Annotated in this window: 13 protein-coding genes; 10 read left to right on the top strand and 3 right to left on the bottom strand. The window is 70.5% G+C overall.

Annotated elements, in window-relative coordinates; translation table 11 throughout:
* Positions 1-67: 67 nt before the first annotated feature.
* The 9 genes from ACFYRX_RS17170 (at position 68) to ACFYRX_RS17130 (ending at position 11,512) form a co-directional block, all read left to right on the top strand.
* Positions 68-1,057, top strand: coding sequence for an ROK family glucokinase (locus tag ACFYRX_RS17170; RefSeq protein WP_389100304.1), 990 nt, complete (start codon positions 68-70; stop codon positions 1,055-1,057).
* Positions 1,058-1,193: 136 nt separating this feature from the next.
* Positions 1,194-2,627 carry a sugar porter family MFS transporter gene (locus ACFYRX_RS17165; RefSeq protein ID WP_389100302.1) on the top strand — a complete coding sequence of 478 codons (1,434 nt, stop codon included), beginning with the start codon at positions 1,194-1,196 and terminating at the stop codon, positions 2,625-2,627.
* Positions 2,624-3,061 (top strand): WhiB family transcriptional regulator, encoded by a 438-nt coding sequence (locus ACFYRX_RS17160; protein ID WP_389100300.1) that lies wholly within the window; start codon positions 2,624-2,626, stop codon positions 3,059-3,061. Before ACFYRX_RS17165 ends, ACFYRX_RS17160 begins: the two co-directional genes overlap by 4 nt.
* 44 nt (positions 3,062-3,105) lie before the next feature.
* Positions 3,106-5,931 carry an ATP-binding protein gene (locus ACFYRX_RS17155; protein ID WP_389100298.1) on the top strand — a complete coding sequence of 942 codons (2,826 nt, stop codon included), beginning with the start codon at positions 3,106-3,108 and terminating at the stop codon, positions 5,929-5,931.
* Between the two features lie 268 nt (positions 5,932-6,199).
* On the top strand, positions 6,200-6,592 hold the full coding sequence (locus tag ACFYRX_RS17150) for an ATP-binding protein (protein WP_389100296.1): 393 nt from the start codon (positions 6,200-6,202) through the stop codon (positions 6,590-6,592).
* Positions 6,549-8,975, top strand: a complete 2,427-nt coding sequence (locus ACFYRX_RS17145) for a LuxR C-terminal-related transcriptional regulator (RefSeq protein ID WP_389100832.1) — start codon at positions 6,549-6,551, stop codon at positions 8,973-8,975. Before ACFYRX_RS17150 ends, ACFYRX_RS17145 begins: the two co-directional genes overlap by 44 nt.
* A 401-nt stretch (positions 8,976-9,376) precedes the next feature.
* Positions 9,377-9,646, top strand: coding sequence for a hypothetical protein (locus ACFYRX_RS17140; protein WP_389100294.1), 270 nt, complete (start codon positions 9,377-9,379; stop codon positions 9,644-9,646).
* Between the two features lie 580 nt (positions 9,647-10,226).
* Positions 10,227-10,580, top strand: a complete 354-nt coding sequence (locus ACFYRX_RS17135) for a hypothetical protein (protein ID WP_389100292.1) — start codon at positions 10,227-10,229, stop codon at positions 10,578-10,580.
* Positions 10,580-11,512 (top strand): anti-sigma factor RsbA family regulatory protein, encoded by a 933-nt coding sequence (locus ACFYRX_RS17130; RefSeq protein ID WP_389100290.1) that lies wholly within the window; start codon positions 10,580-10,582, stop codon positions 11,510-11,512. The genes ACFYRX_RS17135 and ACFYRX_RS17130 overlap by 1 nt, the downstream gene beginning before the upstream one ends.
* A 435-nt stretch (positions 11,513-11,947) precedes the next feature.
* On the opposite strand, the gene ACFYRX_RS17125 is transcribed toward ACFYRX_RS17130, so the two are convergent.
* The 3 genes from ACFYRX_RS17125 to ACFYRX_RS17115 all read right to left on the bottom strand — a co-directional run bounded on the left by ACFYRX_RS17125 (position 11,948) and on the right by ACFYRX_RS17115 (position 13,647).
* Entirely contained in the window at positions 11,948-13,228 is a 1,281-nt protein-coding gene (locus ACFYRX_RS17125) for an MFS transporter (RefSeq protein WP_389100288.1), read from the bottom strand.
* 5 nt (positions 13,229-13,233) lie between these two features.
* Positions 13,234-13,392 (bottom strand): hypothetical protein, encoded by a 159-nt coding sequence (locus ACFYRX_RS17120; protein ID WP_389100286.1) that lies wholly within the window; start codon positions 13,390-13,392, stop codon positions 13,234-13,236.
* Between the two features lie 84 nt (positions 13,393-13,476).
* Positions 13,477-13,647, bottom strand: coding sequence for a hypothetical protein (locus ACFYRX_RS17115; RefSeq protein WP_389100285.1), 171 nt, complete (start codon positions 13,645-13,647; stop codon positions 13,477-13,479).
* Between the two features lie 259 nt (positions 13,648-13,906).
* Between ACFYRX_RS17115 and ACFYRX_RS17110 the strand changes: the two genes are divergently transcribed.
* Positions 13,907-14,596 (top strand): GAF and ANTAR domain-containing protein, encoded by a 690-nt coding sequence (locus ACFYRX_RS17110; RefSeq protein WP_389100283.1) that lies wholly within the window; start codon positions 13,907-13,909, stop codon positions 14,594-14,596.
* Positions 14,597-14,726 lie beyond the last annotated feature (130 nt).

The raw sequence follows: 14,726 nt of genomic DNA, 5'->3' as shown, positions 1-14,726 counted from the left end.
TGCAACGGTCAAGCGGACACACATGCCGGCACGCGCACCGTCGGTTCGACGGCATGGGCGGTGCCGCATGAACGAACAGAACGGCGGTCTGACCATCGGCGTCGATCTCGGCGGCACGAAGATCGCCGCGGGGACGGTCGACCCCGCAGGGGAGGTCGTCTCCCGTGTGCGCATCCCCACCCCGCGTGACCCGGACCGGATCGCCGGTGCGATCGCCGAGGCGGTCCAGCAGGTCCGCAAGGGCCTGGACGACGTCCGGGCAGTCGGCGTCGGAGCCGCCGGATACGTGGATGCGGACCGCTCGACGGTGCGATTCGCGCCCAACCTCGGTTGGCACGACAAGGAGATCCGGGACATCGTCCAGGAGGCCACCGGGCTTCCGGTCGTCGTCGAGAACGACGCGAACGCCGCCGCATGGGGCGAGTTCATCCACGGAGCGGGCGCCGGACACGACGACATGCTGATGGTCACGGCGGGCACCGGCCTGGGGGGAGGCATCATCAGCAGGGGCCGGCTCTTCCGCGGCCGCTTCGGCATGGCCGGCGAGATCGGCCACTACCGGGCGGTTCCCGAGGGCCTCCGCTGCCCCTGCGGCCAGTACGGCTGCATGGAGCAGTACGCCAGCGGAGCGGCTCACACGCGCCGCGCCCGCGAGATGGCGGCCGCCGATCCGGCCCGCGCGGCGGCGGTGCTCGCGCTGGGCGACGGCACCACCGCCGGCCTCGACGGACGCCATCTGACCGAGGCCGCCCTCGGCGAAGACCCCTTTTCCCTCGACGTGTTCGCCCGGTCGGGCCGCTGGCTGGGCCAGGCCCTCGCCGACCTCGCCTCCATCCTCGACCCGTCCGTACTCGTCATCGGCGGCGGCCTCGGCGACACCGGCGAACTGATCAGGCGTCCGGCGGAGGTCTCCTACCGACGGGCCCTCGGCGGCGGCGAGCACCGCGTCTACGCAGAGGTCCGCACCGCCACCGTCGGAGCGGACGCCGGCCTCGTCGGCGCGGCGAACCTCGCCCGTCTCCACGAACTGATCGCCGCCCCGGCGGTCGGCGTCTGAGCGACGGCCCGCTCGCCGACCGGGACGAGGAGCCGTGCCCGGCCATCAGCGCAGTCGTCATCCCGATCCACGTCCTCTACGACCGGTGCACCCGCCCGCGCGGTCGGGCACCCGTCCCGTGAAGGAGTCCTTGTCCATGACCGCGAACGCCTCTTCCGCGGGGCGGGCCCACTCAAGGGTTGCGCTCCGCCCGACCAACCTCCGGCGTGTCACCTACATCTCGGCGGCCGCGTCCATCGGCGGCTTCCTGTTCGGCTACGACAGTGCCGTCATCAACGGCGCCGTCACCGGAATCCAGCATCGATTCGACGTCACCTCCAGTCAGACCGGCACCATCGTCGCCTCCGCCCTGCTCGGTTCCGCCCTCGGAGCCGCCGGCGCCGGACATCTCGCCGACCGCGTCGGCCGTCGGCGCGTGATGCACCTCGCCGCGGTCCTCTTCGCGATCAGCGCGCTCGGCTCGTCCATGCCCTTCTCCGTCTGGGACCTGGGCGCCTGGCGCATCGTGGGTGGTGCGGCGATCGGCCTCGCCTCGCTGATCGGGCCCACCTACATCGCCGAGGTCGCCCCGCCCGACCATCGCGGCCGGCTGGCCTCGTTCCAGCAGGCGGCCATCGTGCTCGGTATCACCGCCTCCCAGCTCGTCAACTGGGGCATCGCCCAGGGAGCCGACGGCAGGAGCGAGAACCCGCTGGGCGCCCTGCACGCCTGGCAGTGGATGCTCATGGCCGCTGTCGTACCGGCGCTCTGCTACCTGTTCCTCACCCTGCGCATCCCGGAGTCACCGCACTTCCTCGTCGCGAAGGGTCGTGAGGTCGAGGCCCTCGCCGTAGTGCGCGATCTGCAGGGCACGTACACGGGCGCCGAGGAGCGCATCGCCGAGATCCAGCACGCTCTCAAAACCGACCACAAGCCGCGGGTACGCGATCTGCTCGACGGCCGCTTCGGGCTGCTGCCGATCGTGTGGGTCGGCATCGGACTGGCCGTCTTCCAGCAGCTCGTCGGCATCAACGTCATCTTCTACTACTCGTCGCTGCTCTGGCAGTCGGTGGGCATCGACCAGGCCAGCTCGCTATTGATCAGCCTCTCCACGTCGATCGTCAACATCGTCGGAACCGTCGTGGCGATGCTGCTGATCGACCGGGTCGGCCGCAGGCCGCTCGCCCTGACCGGTTCGGCCGGCATGGCCGTGTCGCTGGCCGTCGCGTCCTGGGCGTTCTCGTACAAGACGGGAAGCGGCGGCGGCCTGTCCATTCCGGACACCCAGGGCACCGTGGCGCTGGTCGCCGCCCACGCCTTCGTGTTCTTCTTCGCGGTCTCCTGGGGTGTGGTGCTCTGGGTGATGGTCGGCGAGATGTTCCCGCTGAGGATCCGCGCCGCCGCGATGTCGGTGGCGACCGCCGCGAACTGGATCGCCAACTGGGCCGTCACCGAGAGCTTCCCCCGCATGGCGGACTGGAACCTGTCGTCCACCTACGCCGTCTACGCGGGCTTCGCCGTGCTCTCGTTCGTCTTCGTCGCCGTCCGCGTGCGCGAGACCAACGGCAGGAAGCTGGAGGAGATGACATGACAGCGCCCGACACACCGTCAGCCCCCGCCGCGGTGAACCGGTCCGGGGCGGCCAACTGCCGAGACTCCGACATCAGGACCTTCTTCCCGTCCCCGGACGACCGGAACGCCGTCCAGCGGGCGCTCGCCCTCTGCGACAGGTGCCCAGTACGGAATCCGTGTCGCCGGTACGCGCTGGACCACCGGGAGCGGTACGGGATCTGGGGCGGTCTGACAGAGGAGACCCGCGAGACGCTCCTCCGCATAGGTCCGCCGTCCGCCGCATCGGGAACCCCGCGAATCGGTCCTCCTGACGCCGGACGATTCCCGCGCCACCGAAGTCGACAGAACCGGCCGAAGCCACCGGGGCGGCCGGTTCCGCCGTGCGACACCTGCGCATCAGGGCTGTGCTGCTGCGTCATGGACGAAACTCCAGTCGTTCTACCGATGGTGTGATCACGCCCAGGGTGTAATGGGCCGCGGCTAGGATGCGGTGCGACGTGACTCCCTGCACGGAGGAATCCGCACATGCTCAGCCCAGCAGCCGGAAACCTCCTGAGGCCGAACCGGGTACCCGCGCGGTGATCGGCCGGGACGAGGAATTGCGGGTCCTGCGTGGACTGCTGGCGGACGCGGCGGCCGGACGCGGCGGTGCCCTGTTGATCCACGGCACGGCCGGCGTCGGCAAGTCGGCCCTCTTGCGCTCGATCGGCGCCGAGGGCACCGAGCGCGCTTTCAAGGTGCTGAGCGCGGCCGGTGTGGAGACCGAGTTGTGGCTGCCGTTCGCGGCTCTGCAACTGCTGCTGCAACCGGCTGCCGACGGCATCGGGAAGCTGCCGTCCCCGCACCGGGCCGCGCTGGTCGACGCGTTCAGCGCCACGCAGGCCGAGCCGCATGTCTTCCGGGTCGCGCTCGCCGTACTCGAGTTGCTCGCCGACGCGGCCGAGGGACAACCGCTCCTGCTGCTCGTCGACGATCTGCAGTGGGTCGATTCGCCGAGCCGGGACGTCCTCGGATTCGTCTCCCGGCGCACCCGCGATCTTCCCGTACTGATCGTGGCGGCGTCCCGGCTCCCCGCTCCCGACTCCTACGCCCCGAGCGCCCAGCCGGAGCTCCATCTGCGGCCACTCGGCCGGTCGGCCGCCGCCGAACTGCTCGACGCGGGTGCACCGGGTCTGTCGGCGCCGCTCCGGGCCCTCGTCCTGGAGCGTGCCGCGGGCAACCCGCTGGCTCTCGTCGAACTGCCCAAGACGGTCCAGGACATGGGCACGCAGCTGGACGACCTGCCCCTCACCCAGCGGCTGGAGGACGCGTTCGCCGCGCGTACGGACTCGGCGAGCCCCGGGTGCCGTGCGCTCCTGCTGGCCCTGGCCGCCGAGCCCAGCGCACCGCTGAACCGGCTCCTGGACGTGGCGAGCAGCCTGAGGGACGCGGTGGTGTCACTGGACGCGGTGCAGGAGGCGGTCGACGCGGGCCTGGTCGGTCTGGTCGGCCGTACCCTCGTGTTCCAGCATCCGCTGATGCGCTCGGCGATCTACACCCGCGCCACTGTCGCGGACCGGCTGGCAACCCACCGCGCCATCGCCGCTGCCATGGCCGACACCCCCGAGCGCCAGCTTCTCCACCTGGCCACCGCCACGCTCGGCCCGGACGAGGAACTGGCCGCGCGGCTGGAACGTTTCGCCGACACGGCGCTGGCCCGCGGCAAGGTGGCTTCGGCCGTACCGGCCCTGCGTCAGGCGGCCGAGCTCGTCCAGGACCCGCGCCGCAGGACCGGCATCCTGGTCCGGGCGGTCGAGTCGGCCAGCGAGATCAACGACCGCGTGCACACCCAACTGCTGCTGGACCAGGCCGACATGAGCGAACTCGGCCCGCTGGAGCGGGCCCGCCTCATGGTCGTGTCCGACAAGGCGGCGTTCGAACCCGACGAGCCGCACCGCCGGATCGAGGACATGGTGACCACAGCGGCCGGCGCGTTCGACACAGGAGACGTGCGGGTCGCCGAGAACGTGCTGTGGCGGGCCGCCGCCCGGTGCTTCTTCCAGGACGGCGACGCACGGGTGCGCTCGCTGGCCGCGGCCGAGCTGGACCGATGGAACCCGGATCCGGACTCTCCCGTCGTCCTGACGGTACGGGCGTACACCGAGCCGTACCGGTACGGCGCCGAGGTGATCGCACGGCTCGGCAGCCTCAGGGCGGATCGCCTGGACGGCCGGATCATGCACTTCCTCGGCAGCGGCGCGATGGTCCTGGGCGACGCCACTCTCGCCACCCGGTACCTGTCACTGGCGGCCACGGTGTGGCGGTCGCAGGGCAGACTCGGGCTGCTCGCCCGGTCACTCGCGGGCAGTTGGCCGCGGGTGTACCTCGGTCAGCTCGACCGGGCCCGCGAGGAGTCCGGCGAGGGGCTCGCCCTGGCCGAGGAGACCGGGGAGTGGATCGTCTGGCTGGGGGTGAAGGCGACGGGGAGCCTGGTGGCGGCGCTGCGCGGGGAGGCCGAGGCCGCAGCACGGATGCTCGGCGAGCTGCGCGCCCACCGGCTGTTCCCCGGCATGCCGTTCGCCGCCGTGATGGCGCAGCAGGTCGAGGGCCTGCTCGCACTCTTCGACGGCCGCTCGGCCGAGGCCTACGACCATTTCGCGCGCGCCTTCGAACCGGCCGACCCGCACCACCACTCGGTCAGCCGCTGGCTGCTCGCACCGGACCTGGCGGACGCCGCAGTGGCCGCGGGCACCGTGCAGCAGGCCCGGTACCTGCTCGACGGACTCCCCGGGTTGGCGGCCCGACTGCCCTCGGAGATGATGGTGGTGGCTCACGCCTACACCGAGGCGGTGCTGGCGCCGGACGACACGGCGGAGGAGCACTACATTGCGGCCCTGGCCGCGTTGCCCGCCGACTGGACCCTGGCGCGGGCCCGGCTGCATCTGCATCAAGGCCGCCGGCTGCGTCGGCAACGGCGCTACGTCGACGCCCGCAACCCGCTGCGCAGTGCCCGCGACGAGTTCGACCGGATCGGCGCGCGGCCGTGGGCCGAGATGGCGCGCGAGCAGTTGCGTGCCGCCGGAGAGTCGAGCGGCCGGCGGCACGCGAACACCAGCGACCGGCTGTCGGCCCAGGAGATGCAGATCGCGGTGCTCGCGTCGCAGGGGCTGAGCAACCGGGAGATCGGCCAGCGCCTGTTCATCTCGCACCGCACCGTCGGAGCCCATCTGTACCGCATCTATCCCCGCCTGGGCGTCACCAGCCGGGGCAGGCTCGCCGCCGCGCTGGCCGCACTCCAGGACGGAGGCTCTGTGAGCGACTCGGGAGGCGTCGACGCCGGGTGAGGGCTCGTGTGTGCCTGCCTGCTCGGCTCTCGGGCCGGGGACGGCCGACCGCGTCCTCGAAAGCCGTAGGTGACTGCGTGGTCGTCCTCCGGTGATCCGTGACCACGTCTCCGGAACGCGCTGACCGACACCGTCACACAGGGCGGGCGAGCCCACTCAGTCGTTCTGCGGGCCCGCAGGCGGGCCGACTCAGCACGGTCGATCATGGGCGTGGCGATCAGCGAACGGATTACCATACCGAGCGAAGAGTCCTGACAAGGGAGCTGCCATGGCGAGGCGCGGTTCACGGGCCGGGCTTCTCGGCAGGGAGAACGAATGCGAGGCCCTCGACGATCTCGTGGCAGGTGCCAGAGCCGGGCGCAGCGGTGTCCTGGTCCTGCGCGGTGAGCCCGGAATCGGCAAGACCGAGCTGCTGAGACACCTCCTCGCTCGTGCCACCGGATGCCGCACCATCAGAGCGGCCGGCGTCCAGTCCGAGATGGAACTCTCCTACGCCGGCCTGCACCAGCTCTGCGCTCCGCTGCTCGCCGGTCTCGACCAGCTGCCCGAGCCTCAGCGCGATGCGCTCGGCACGGCCTTCGGGTCTGCGCGCCGGAGCCGCGCCCGACCGGTTCCTCGTGGGTCTGGCCACGCTGAGTCTCATCGCGGACGCCGGAGGTGACCAGCCGCTGATCTGTCTCGTCGACGACGCGCAGTGGCTGGACAAGGCGTCCGCGCTGACCTTGGAATTCGTGGCCCGCCGACTGCTTGCAGAATCGGTGGTGCTCGTCTTCGCCGTCCGTGAACCCAGTGCCGGCCACACTCTCGGCAGCCTTCCCGAGCTGTCCGTCACGGGACTGACCGAGCGCGACTCCCGGACGCTGCTCGACTCGGTCGTCACCGGCCCGCTCGACGAACGGGTGCGCGACCGGATAGTCGCCGAGTCACGTGGCAATCCGCTGGCCCTGCTCGAGCTGCCGCGCGGGCTGACCGCGGCGGAGATGGCCGGAGGCTTCGAGCGCCCGGACGCGCGGCCGTTGTCGAGCCAGATCGAACAGGGGTTCCTCCGCCGCGTCCAGGCCCTTCCGGCCGAGACCCGACGCCTGCTGGTCATCGCCGCCGCCGAACCCCTGGGCGACGTGACACTGCTGAGACGCGCGGCCGGGCTCCTAGGGATCGACGCCGACACCGCCGTGTCCCACGAAGGTGCGACGGACCTGATCACACTCGGCAACCGGGTGCGGTTCCGGCACCCGCTGGTGCGCTCGGCCGCCTATCGAGCAGCGGACTCGAGCGAACGCCGAGAGGTGCACAAGGCGCTGGCCGACGCCACCGATACCCAACTGGACCCAGACCGCCGTGCCTGGCACCTTGCCGACGCCGCCTCGGGGCCCGACGAGAGCGTGGCCGCGGAACTGGAGCACTCCGCGAGCCGAGCCCAGGCACGCGGCGGCATCGCCGCGGCCGCCGCGTTCCTCCAACGTGCGACCGCGCTGACAGAGGATCCCGCGCGACGCGCCCAGCGCGCGGTGGACGCAGCACAGGCGAAACTCCAGGCCGGAGCGTTCGAGCCGGCTGCCACCCTCGTCCTCACGGCGGCGGCCGGACCTCTCGACGAACTGGACCGCGCGAGGATCGAGGTACTGCGCGCCGGAATCGCGTTCGCCCAGAACCGCGGCGGAGAGGCCCCGCAGCTGCTGCTCACCGCCGCTCGCCGGTTCGGCCGGCTCGACGAGGTCGCACTCGCTCGTGGGACCTACCTCGATGCCGTCGCGGCGGCGATATTCACCGGCCGCCTGGCGCGCGGCCCAGGACTGCTGGAGGTGGGCGAGGCCGCCCGTGCGGCACCGCCGGCACGGCAGCCGCAGGTGTCCGACATGGTGCTGGACGCCCTCGCCGTGCGATTCACCGAGGGTTACCCGGCCTCGGTGCCGATGATGGAGCGGGCACTCGAAGCACTCTGCGACGAGCGGCTCCCCGTACCGGAGCAGCTGCGTCGGCTCTGGTTCGGGTCCTTCATCGCCTCGGATCTGTGGGACGACGAGAGCTGGCACACGGCAGCGGCGCGCCATGTGACGGTCACTCGCGAGGCCGGAGCACTCAGCGCTCTCCCCGACGCACTCGACTCCCGCGCATTCGTGCACCTCATTGCCGGGGAACTGGCGGCGGCCGAGTCGCTGATCGAGGAGAGCGTGGCGGTGTGCGCGGCAACCGGCAACAGCAGCCCGGGAGGTTACGGCCCCCTCGGCCTGGCCGTCTGGCGTGGGCGCGAGGGCGAGGCCCGTACGTTGATCGACGCGGTCCTTGCCGATGCGCTGCCGCGGAGCCAGGGTGCCACGGTCAGCCTCACCCACTGGTACGAGGCGGTGCTCTGCAACGGGCTCGGCCAGTATGCGCGGGCGCTGGCTGCGGCCCGGGAGGCAGCGACCGAGCAGAGGGAGATCGCCACGCCGCGATGGGGTCTGGTCGAGCTGATCGAGGCTGCCGTACGGATCGGCTCATCCGAGTCGGCCGCCGACGCGCTGGAGCAGCTCTCGGAGGCGACGCGAGCCAGCGGCACTGACTGGGCGCTGGGCGTGGAAGCGCGCTCACGGGCGCTGCTCAGCGAGGGCGACTCCGCCGAGCGGCTCTACCGCGAGGCGATCGAGCGACTCGGCCGGACCCGGGTCCGCATGGAACTGGCCCGCGCCCATCTCCTCTACGGGGAGTGGTTGCGCCGCGAGAACCGACGCGTCGACGCCCGTGCCCAACTGGACCTCGCACACGAGATGTTCAGCCGCTTCGGCGCGGAGGCATTCGCCGAACGCGCACGAGGCGAGTTGCACGCCACGGGGGCCAAGGTCCGCAGCCACGCGGTCGCGACCCCCACGGCTCTCACCTCGCAGGAGGCGCAGATCGCCCGGCTCGCCGGGAAGGGACTCACCAACCCCGAGATCGGCGCCCAGTTGTTCATCAGCCGCCACACGGTCGAATGGCACCTCCGCAAGGTGTTCTCGAAGCTCGGGATCTCCTCCCGCCGGGAGATCCGTGCCATCCAGTTCGAAGGCGAGGCCACATCGGCCTGATCCGCGACCGGAGCGACCCCCGAAATCCCGCACGGACCTTGCCGGAACCCGGGTGTCCCTCTCGAGTCGCCGCGCAAGTGGGTCGGCGACGACCACGAGAGCCATTGGCAAAGCCGTCAGCTGTTTCGCGCTGAGACGGCTCGGTGCCGAGCCGTCGGCCAACTCTTGCCGACTCGGGTCGCGGTTGCCAATGGTGTGACACTGTCACAGAACTCTCGGGTGCCCGGTCATCACTTCCAAACGGGTATGTGAGCCGCGGAATGTCCAGGCGGTCTCCGTTACCGCGTTCCGGGTGGACCTGTGGAGGTGCAGCACAGTGTCGGAAAAGGACTCAGCGGGCGGGACCGGTGGTCAGCCACGATCGGAAATGCACATGTGTGCCCCCAACCCCACGAACTGCCATGGAGACAACAGTGTTCGAGCACCGGACAGAGGCCGAGATGAGGCTGTACTCCGAGAAGAGGGCCAGGGAACTCGCCTTGCAGAGGCGGCAGAAGGAGAGCGACGGCAACAACGACTCCACCGATAAGACGGACGTGGTGGACGGCGGCCTCCTGGAGAACAGCGACAACACCGAAAACGATGATGCCGTCGATCCGCCTTCCAGGGTCGGCGAGGCACACATGACCACGGGAACGTCGATCGCCACGGACCCGGAGCGAGCCGACTGACCTTCGGTGTGGGCTACAGGGGCGTCATCGACGTGCCTTTGCTTGCCGTGTCCGGTTGCCTGGAGCACAACACTGCTTCCAGGCAACCCACTCGACAAGCCGGGGCTACTTGCTGCGGCTGCTGAAAAGCCCGGCGGCAGCGTCGCCGAGATCGACCCGACGTACATCGACGACCCGAAATCACTGGTTTTGACCTGGGTGTCGGGCTGGACTGGGCCGGTGAACGGCTGCGAACCCGGGTCTACGAGCTCGACGGCGAGGACGGCGCCGCCGAGCGGTAGCGCGGCGATGCCAGGCGGTACCAGCGTTCTGAGCGGATACTTGACGCCGTAAGGTCCTTGTGTCCAGTCGGCCGCGGTCCCTGAAGTACTGCTGCGCAGCCGGGGATTGGAAGCTCGGTGCGGTGTTCTGCACGTCGCTTGTGTCGCCGGGCACTATCCGAAACCTCGATGGCCGTTGCGCGCTTCCGCTAGCGGAACCAGGCGGGTCTGCCGCCTGGATAGACTGCACGTCGGGAGGAGCTTTTTCTCTGCCCGTGCCGGGACGGTCGGCGGGCGGCTTGATGTGAAGGAGTCCGAGCGTGGATGCCCGACATGCGGTGGGCGGGTCCGCCCCGGCGAAGGCAGGGAGGGCGGCGTTGGAGGTGAGCCCGTTGCCCGGTCGTTCCGGGATTCGAGCCCGCGGTGAGATCAACGTCCTCACTCGCCTGTCCTGGGAGCAGGCCCTGTCCGAACTGGCCCGGCGGCACGCGGGCGTGTCGTATGTGGAGCTGTCGGATGTGGCGTTCGTCGACGTGGCCGGGGTGACCGCGCTGGCGATCACCGCCATGAACCTGCCCGACGGGAGGGTTGTGGTCGAGAAGCCCCCGCCGCAACTGCCGCGGGTATTGGAGATGTTCTGGCCGGGCCTGGACCGGATCGAGGTGGCTCTGTGATGAGCACGGTGACCACCCACGAGGCGTTCGTGCACCCTGCCCTTTTCTACCGCACCGAGCAGGAGTACACGCAGCAGACGGTGGCCTTCCTGCGCGGGGGTCTGACCAACGGCGAGCCGATGGCCGTGGCGGTGCCCGGCCCCAACCTGGAGCTGATCAAGGCAGGTCTGGGCGGGGATGCCGAGGGCATCCTGTTCCTGGACATGACCGAGGCCGGCCGCAACCCGGGGCGGATCATCCCCAAGGTGCTGCGCGGGTTCGCCGACGCCCACCCGAACGGACGTGTGCGGATCATCGGCGAGCCGATCTGGGCCGAGCGCAGCGCGGTGGAGTACCCGGCGTGCGCGCAGCACGAGGCGCTGATCAACGCCGCGTTCGAGGGCAGGGCGGTGACGATCCTGTGCCCCTATGACGAGGCGCGGCTGGATCCGCAGGTGATCGCCGATGCGCGGGTCACCCACCCGACCCTCATCAACGGGGATGGCCGTGAGTCGGTCAGCGGCGTCTACGACTGGCAGGCGGTCGTCGATCGGTACAACCAGGCGCTTGTGCCCGCACCGGACGCCGCGGCCTTCTCCTACGGTGATGAGGACCTTCCGGCGGTCCGCCAGTTCGCTCTCGCTCAGGCGATGCGGCTGGGCATGGACGGGGTGCGGCTGATGGATGTGGAGCTGGCGGTCGCTGAGCTGACGACCAACAGCGTGGTCCACGGCGGAGGCGGCGGGACACTCGCGGTCTGGGCCGACCAGGGGCAGCTGGTGTGTGAGGTCCGCGACGCGGGCCGACTGGCCGATCCGCTGGCCGGCCGACGCCCGCCGGAGCACGGACAGTTGGGCGGCCGGGGCCTGATGTTGGTCCACTACGTGGCCGACCTGGTACGCGTGCACACCAGCGACGACGGCACGACCGTGCGCTTCTACCTCAGCTTGTGACAACGCGCGGGCTGCCACCTCCTGTCCGGGTGGCAGCCCACCTCGCTCGTCTCGAGGAAAACTGGTGAAGCGGCAGTATTCGGTGAGTGCGCTATTGCGCTGTCGGACGGCAAAGCGGTGGTGGCGCAGCTGGGTGCCGCCTCAGAACAAGTAGCCGAACCTGCATCATCGAAGGAGTTCGCGGGCGCTTCTCCGGAGACGGGACTGTCCGCCGTCTCTCGAAGCGCCGAGGTGCGAGGGAAGCGGCGGGCAGGCTGAGACGCGGCTCTGCTCTACACCGACGGCCATCCAACGCCGTAGGGAACTCCTGGACACACGCATGGAACGGCTCGCTGCCAGAGCCCGTCATGGCGTCGGCCTGAACGTGCACGACCTGTGCGAGCGGTTCCTCAACCACCAGCCCGGCGCGAGCTCCTGACGACCGCGCCCCGCTCCTCATCCGCCGCGCCCCTGCCCCGCCTGCCCCGCAGACGTCGGCGGCGGCTCGGGCGGACCTGCCGCCGGCCCGCTGGGGCCGGTGCGCCCGCCTGTCAACAGGACGAGGGCCAGAGCGGTGGCGAGGACCTGGCAGACGGCGGTTCCCAGCATCAGGGGTGCGGCTCCCAGTCCGCTGAGGGCGCCCGCTGCACCCGCCCCGGCGGCTGCAAAGGTGCTCTTGAGCCCGGCGCCGAGGGTGAAGATCTGGGTGCGGACGGCCGCCGGCGCGTACCGGTCACGGCCGGCCAGCAGAGCGCTGAACAGAGGACCGGTGCAGAAGCCTGCCAAAGCGAACAGCCCCGCCGCGGGAACTGCGTGGCCAACCCAGGGCACCAACGCCAGAGGGATCCCGGTGGCCAGCAGACCCCAGAGCACCACACGCTCCGGGGTTCGTCGGCCCACAGGGTGCCAGGCATAGCTCAGGGAACCCGCCAGGGCACCGGCGGCGAACGCGGTCATCAGCCCGCCGGTGGCCCATGAGGCGTGGTAGTCGGCTGCCAGCAGTACGCTCACCACGGGCAGCGCCCCCACGCCCAGCTGTCCCACGCTGCTACCCCAGGTGACCGACCTCAGCGGAGCGTTGCGGGTCGGTTCGGCCACTCCCTGCACCAGGTCAGCGGGCCTGAGCCGTCCCGATCCGGTCGGTCTCCGGGCCCGGGGGCGCAGCCGCAGCGAGAACAGCAGGAGCCCACCCGCCATCGCTCCGACTCCCAGTACCGCGAGGGCTGTCCCCGCGTTCACCGCTGTGCCCAGGGCTGCCGCGACCGCAGGCCCGCAGATGCCCGCCAGGTTGTACGACACGGCGTCAGCGCTGAACGCCCTGGTCAGACGTTCTTTGCTGAGAAGCTCCCCCAGAAGACTGGTGAGACCTCCGGTGACCAAGGGGGCGACGCACCCGGCGGCCACGGCCAGAACCAGCACCACGCCGTCGTCGGCGCGGCCCACCAACAGGGCCAGGGCGCCGAGCGCCGCACCGTAGAGTGTCACGGCGCTGCCGTGGAAGAGGCGGCGCCGCCGTACCGAGTCGGCCAGTACGCCGGCCACGGGTGCCGCTGCCACGTGGGGAATCATCAGCGCGGCCACCAGGGCTCCGCCGAGGGCCGGGCTGCCGACATGCTGGGTGGCCAGCATGACGAGTGCGACGCGGGCTCCCTCGTCCGCCGTCCGAGCCAGAACGGCGGAGGTCAGGTACACCGGGAGAGGCGAGCGGCCTCTGGTGCGGGGCGTGGTGCCGGTCATGTTCGTTACGGACGCAGGATGTGCTGCCGGTGCCGGTACAGCACGGTGGGCTCGGTGTCTTCGGTGCGGAAGCAGACGATGGTGCCGGCCACGTCCGTGTGGTCGAGGAGGGGTACCGCTTCGCCGACTTCGCAGACCGCGGAGGGAGTTGAGCTGCTCAGCACGGGCGCTCCGTGGGTTCCGTGGGTGAGGGACCAGGGGTGTGCCCAGGAAACGTTCCCACGGAGCGGCGGCTGAAAAGCGTTGCGTCAAATGGCGCAGGGCGGCAGTTCCGCGCACAGGGCGCACACGAGGTCGTCCCGCCGAGCGGCTCTTGTGACCGCCGCCATGATCACGGTGTCTTCTTCTCCTGGGTCCTCCACCGTGACCTCGACGGCGTCCTGTACGCCGGGGTGTCGGCGCGTGCGCGCACTCTCCATCTCGCCTCGGTAGCCGCCCAAGTCATGTCGATCGGATCCACGGCGGCCAAGCAGGCGGTAATCGGCAAGCGAACCGTCGGGCAACCCTGGCCGAAGTCCGGCCGCTGATCGACAACTGTTGGGACCAAGGGACGCGGCCGTATCGGGCTCGCAGGTTGATCAACTTTCCATCCCGCGTGCTGCCTGAAGGGAAGAGCGGGTAGAGGGTTGGGCGGGGACGGGGCCGGGATGTGTTGATCGATCGGTTGAGGACGGGTGGATGGACTGGAGCGGGTTCGCGCAGCAGATGGCGTCGATGGCGCGGGATCTGCTGGCGCAGGAGACGGTGGATGCCACGCTGGAGCGGATCACCGCTTCGGCCACGGAGCTGGTGGAGGGCTGTGACGCGGCGGGCATCCTCGTTCTGCACGGCAGGAAGGTGCAGACTCTGGCTCCCAGTCATCAACTGGTCGCCGACAGTGACCGGTTGCAGGAAGCCCTGGAGGAGGGGCCGTGTTTCGATGCTGCCCGCAGGTCCCAGGGCGAGAGGGTCTTCCGCATCTCCGATTTCACCGAACAGCAGGCGCGCTGGCCCGCCTATGCCTCGCAGGCCCACCGCCTCGGTGTGGGCAGCATGATGGGTTTCCTCCTCTTCACCGAGGAGGAGGACCTGGGCGCGATGAACTTGTACTCCCGGCGGCCGGGTGCGTTCACCGAGGCCAGTGAGCTGGCCGGCTGGCTGCTGGCCTCGCACGCCGCGGTCGCGTTCTCCAGCGCCCGCACCCACGCCCAGATGGAACAGGCCGTCACCACTCGGCATGTGATCGGTGAGGCCATGGGGATTCTCATGGGCAGCCGCCACCTCACCGAGGAGCAGGCGTTCGAGGTGTTGCGCCGCTACTCGCAGGAGAACAACGTCAAACTCCGTGAGGTGGCCCGCCGGGTCTGTGAACGGGGCGCTGTGTCCTGACGGTGGGCGCGGCTCCTCCGGCTCACAGTCAGAACCAGAGGAACCTGGCCGGGCCAGCCCCCAGGGGAACGCAGCTGACGTCGGCCTGGCTCCCAAGTTCCCAACACAGCCCTCCTCACGCACCGCCCGG

Origin of the sequence: Streptomyces sp. NPDC005374 (genome assembly GCF_042872225.1) — a bacterium.
In the GTDB taxonomy this organism is placed as follows: domain Bacteria; phylum Actinomycetota; class Actinomycetes; order Streptomycetales; family Streptomycetaceae; genus Streptomyces.
The sequence above is the reverse complement of the archived record's forward strand: the minus strand, read 5'-3'. Positions and strand labels throughout refer to the sequence as shown.

What these genes read in the sequence shown, in the direction of transcription:
- ACFYRX_RS17170 (WP_389100304.1), top strand. Translation starts at nt 68, where the DNA reads ATGAACGAACAGAACGGCGGTCTGACCATCGGCGTCGATCTCGGCGGC.
- ACFYRX_RS17165 (WP_389100302.1), top strand. Translation starts at nt 1,194, where the DNA reads ATGACCGCGAACGCCTCTTCCGCGGGGCGGGCCCACTCAAGGGTTGCG.
- ACFYRX_RS17160 (WP_389100300.1), top strand. Translation starts at nt 2,624, where the DNA reads ATGACAGCGCCCGACACACCGTCAGCCCCCGCCGCGGTGAACCGGTCC.
- ACFYRX_RS17150 (WP_389100296.1), top strand. Translation starts at nt 6,200, where the DNA reads ATGGCGAGGCGCGGTTCACGGGCCGGGCTTCTCGGCAGGGAGAACGAA.
- ACFYRX_RS17140 (WP_389100294.1), top strand. Translation starts at nt 9,377, where the DNA reads ATGGAGACAACAGTGTTCGAGCACCGGACAGAGGCCGAGATGAGGCTG.
- ACFYRX_RS17130 (WP_389100290.1), top strand. Translation starts at nt 10,580, where the DNA reads ATGAGCACGGTGACCACCCACGAGGCGTTCGTGCACCCTGCCCTTTTC.
- ACFYRX_RS17125 (WP_389100288.1), bottom strand. Translation starts at nt 13,228, where the DNA reads ATGACCGGCACCACGCCCCGCACCAGAGGCCGCTCGCCTCTCCCGGTG.
- ACFYRX_RS17115 (WP_389100285.1), bottom strand. Translation starts at nt 13,647, where the DNA reads ATGGAGAGTGCGCGCACGCGCCGACACCCCGGCGTACAGGACGCCGTC.
- ACFYRX_RS17110 (WP_389100283.1), top strand. Translation starts at nt 13,907, where the DNA reads ATGGACTGGAGCGGGTTCGCGCAGCAGATGGCGTCGATGGCGCGGGAT.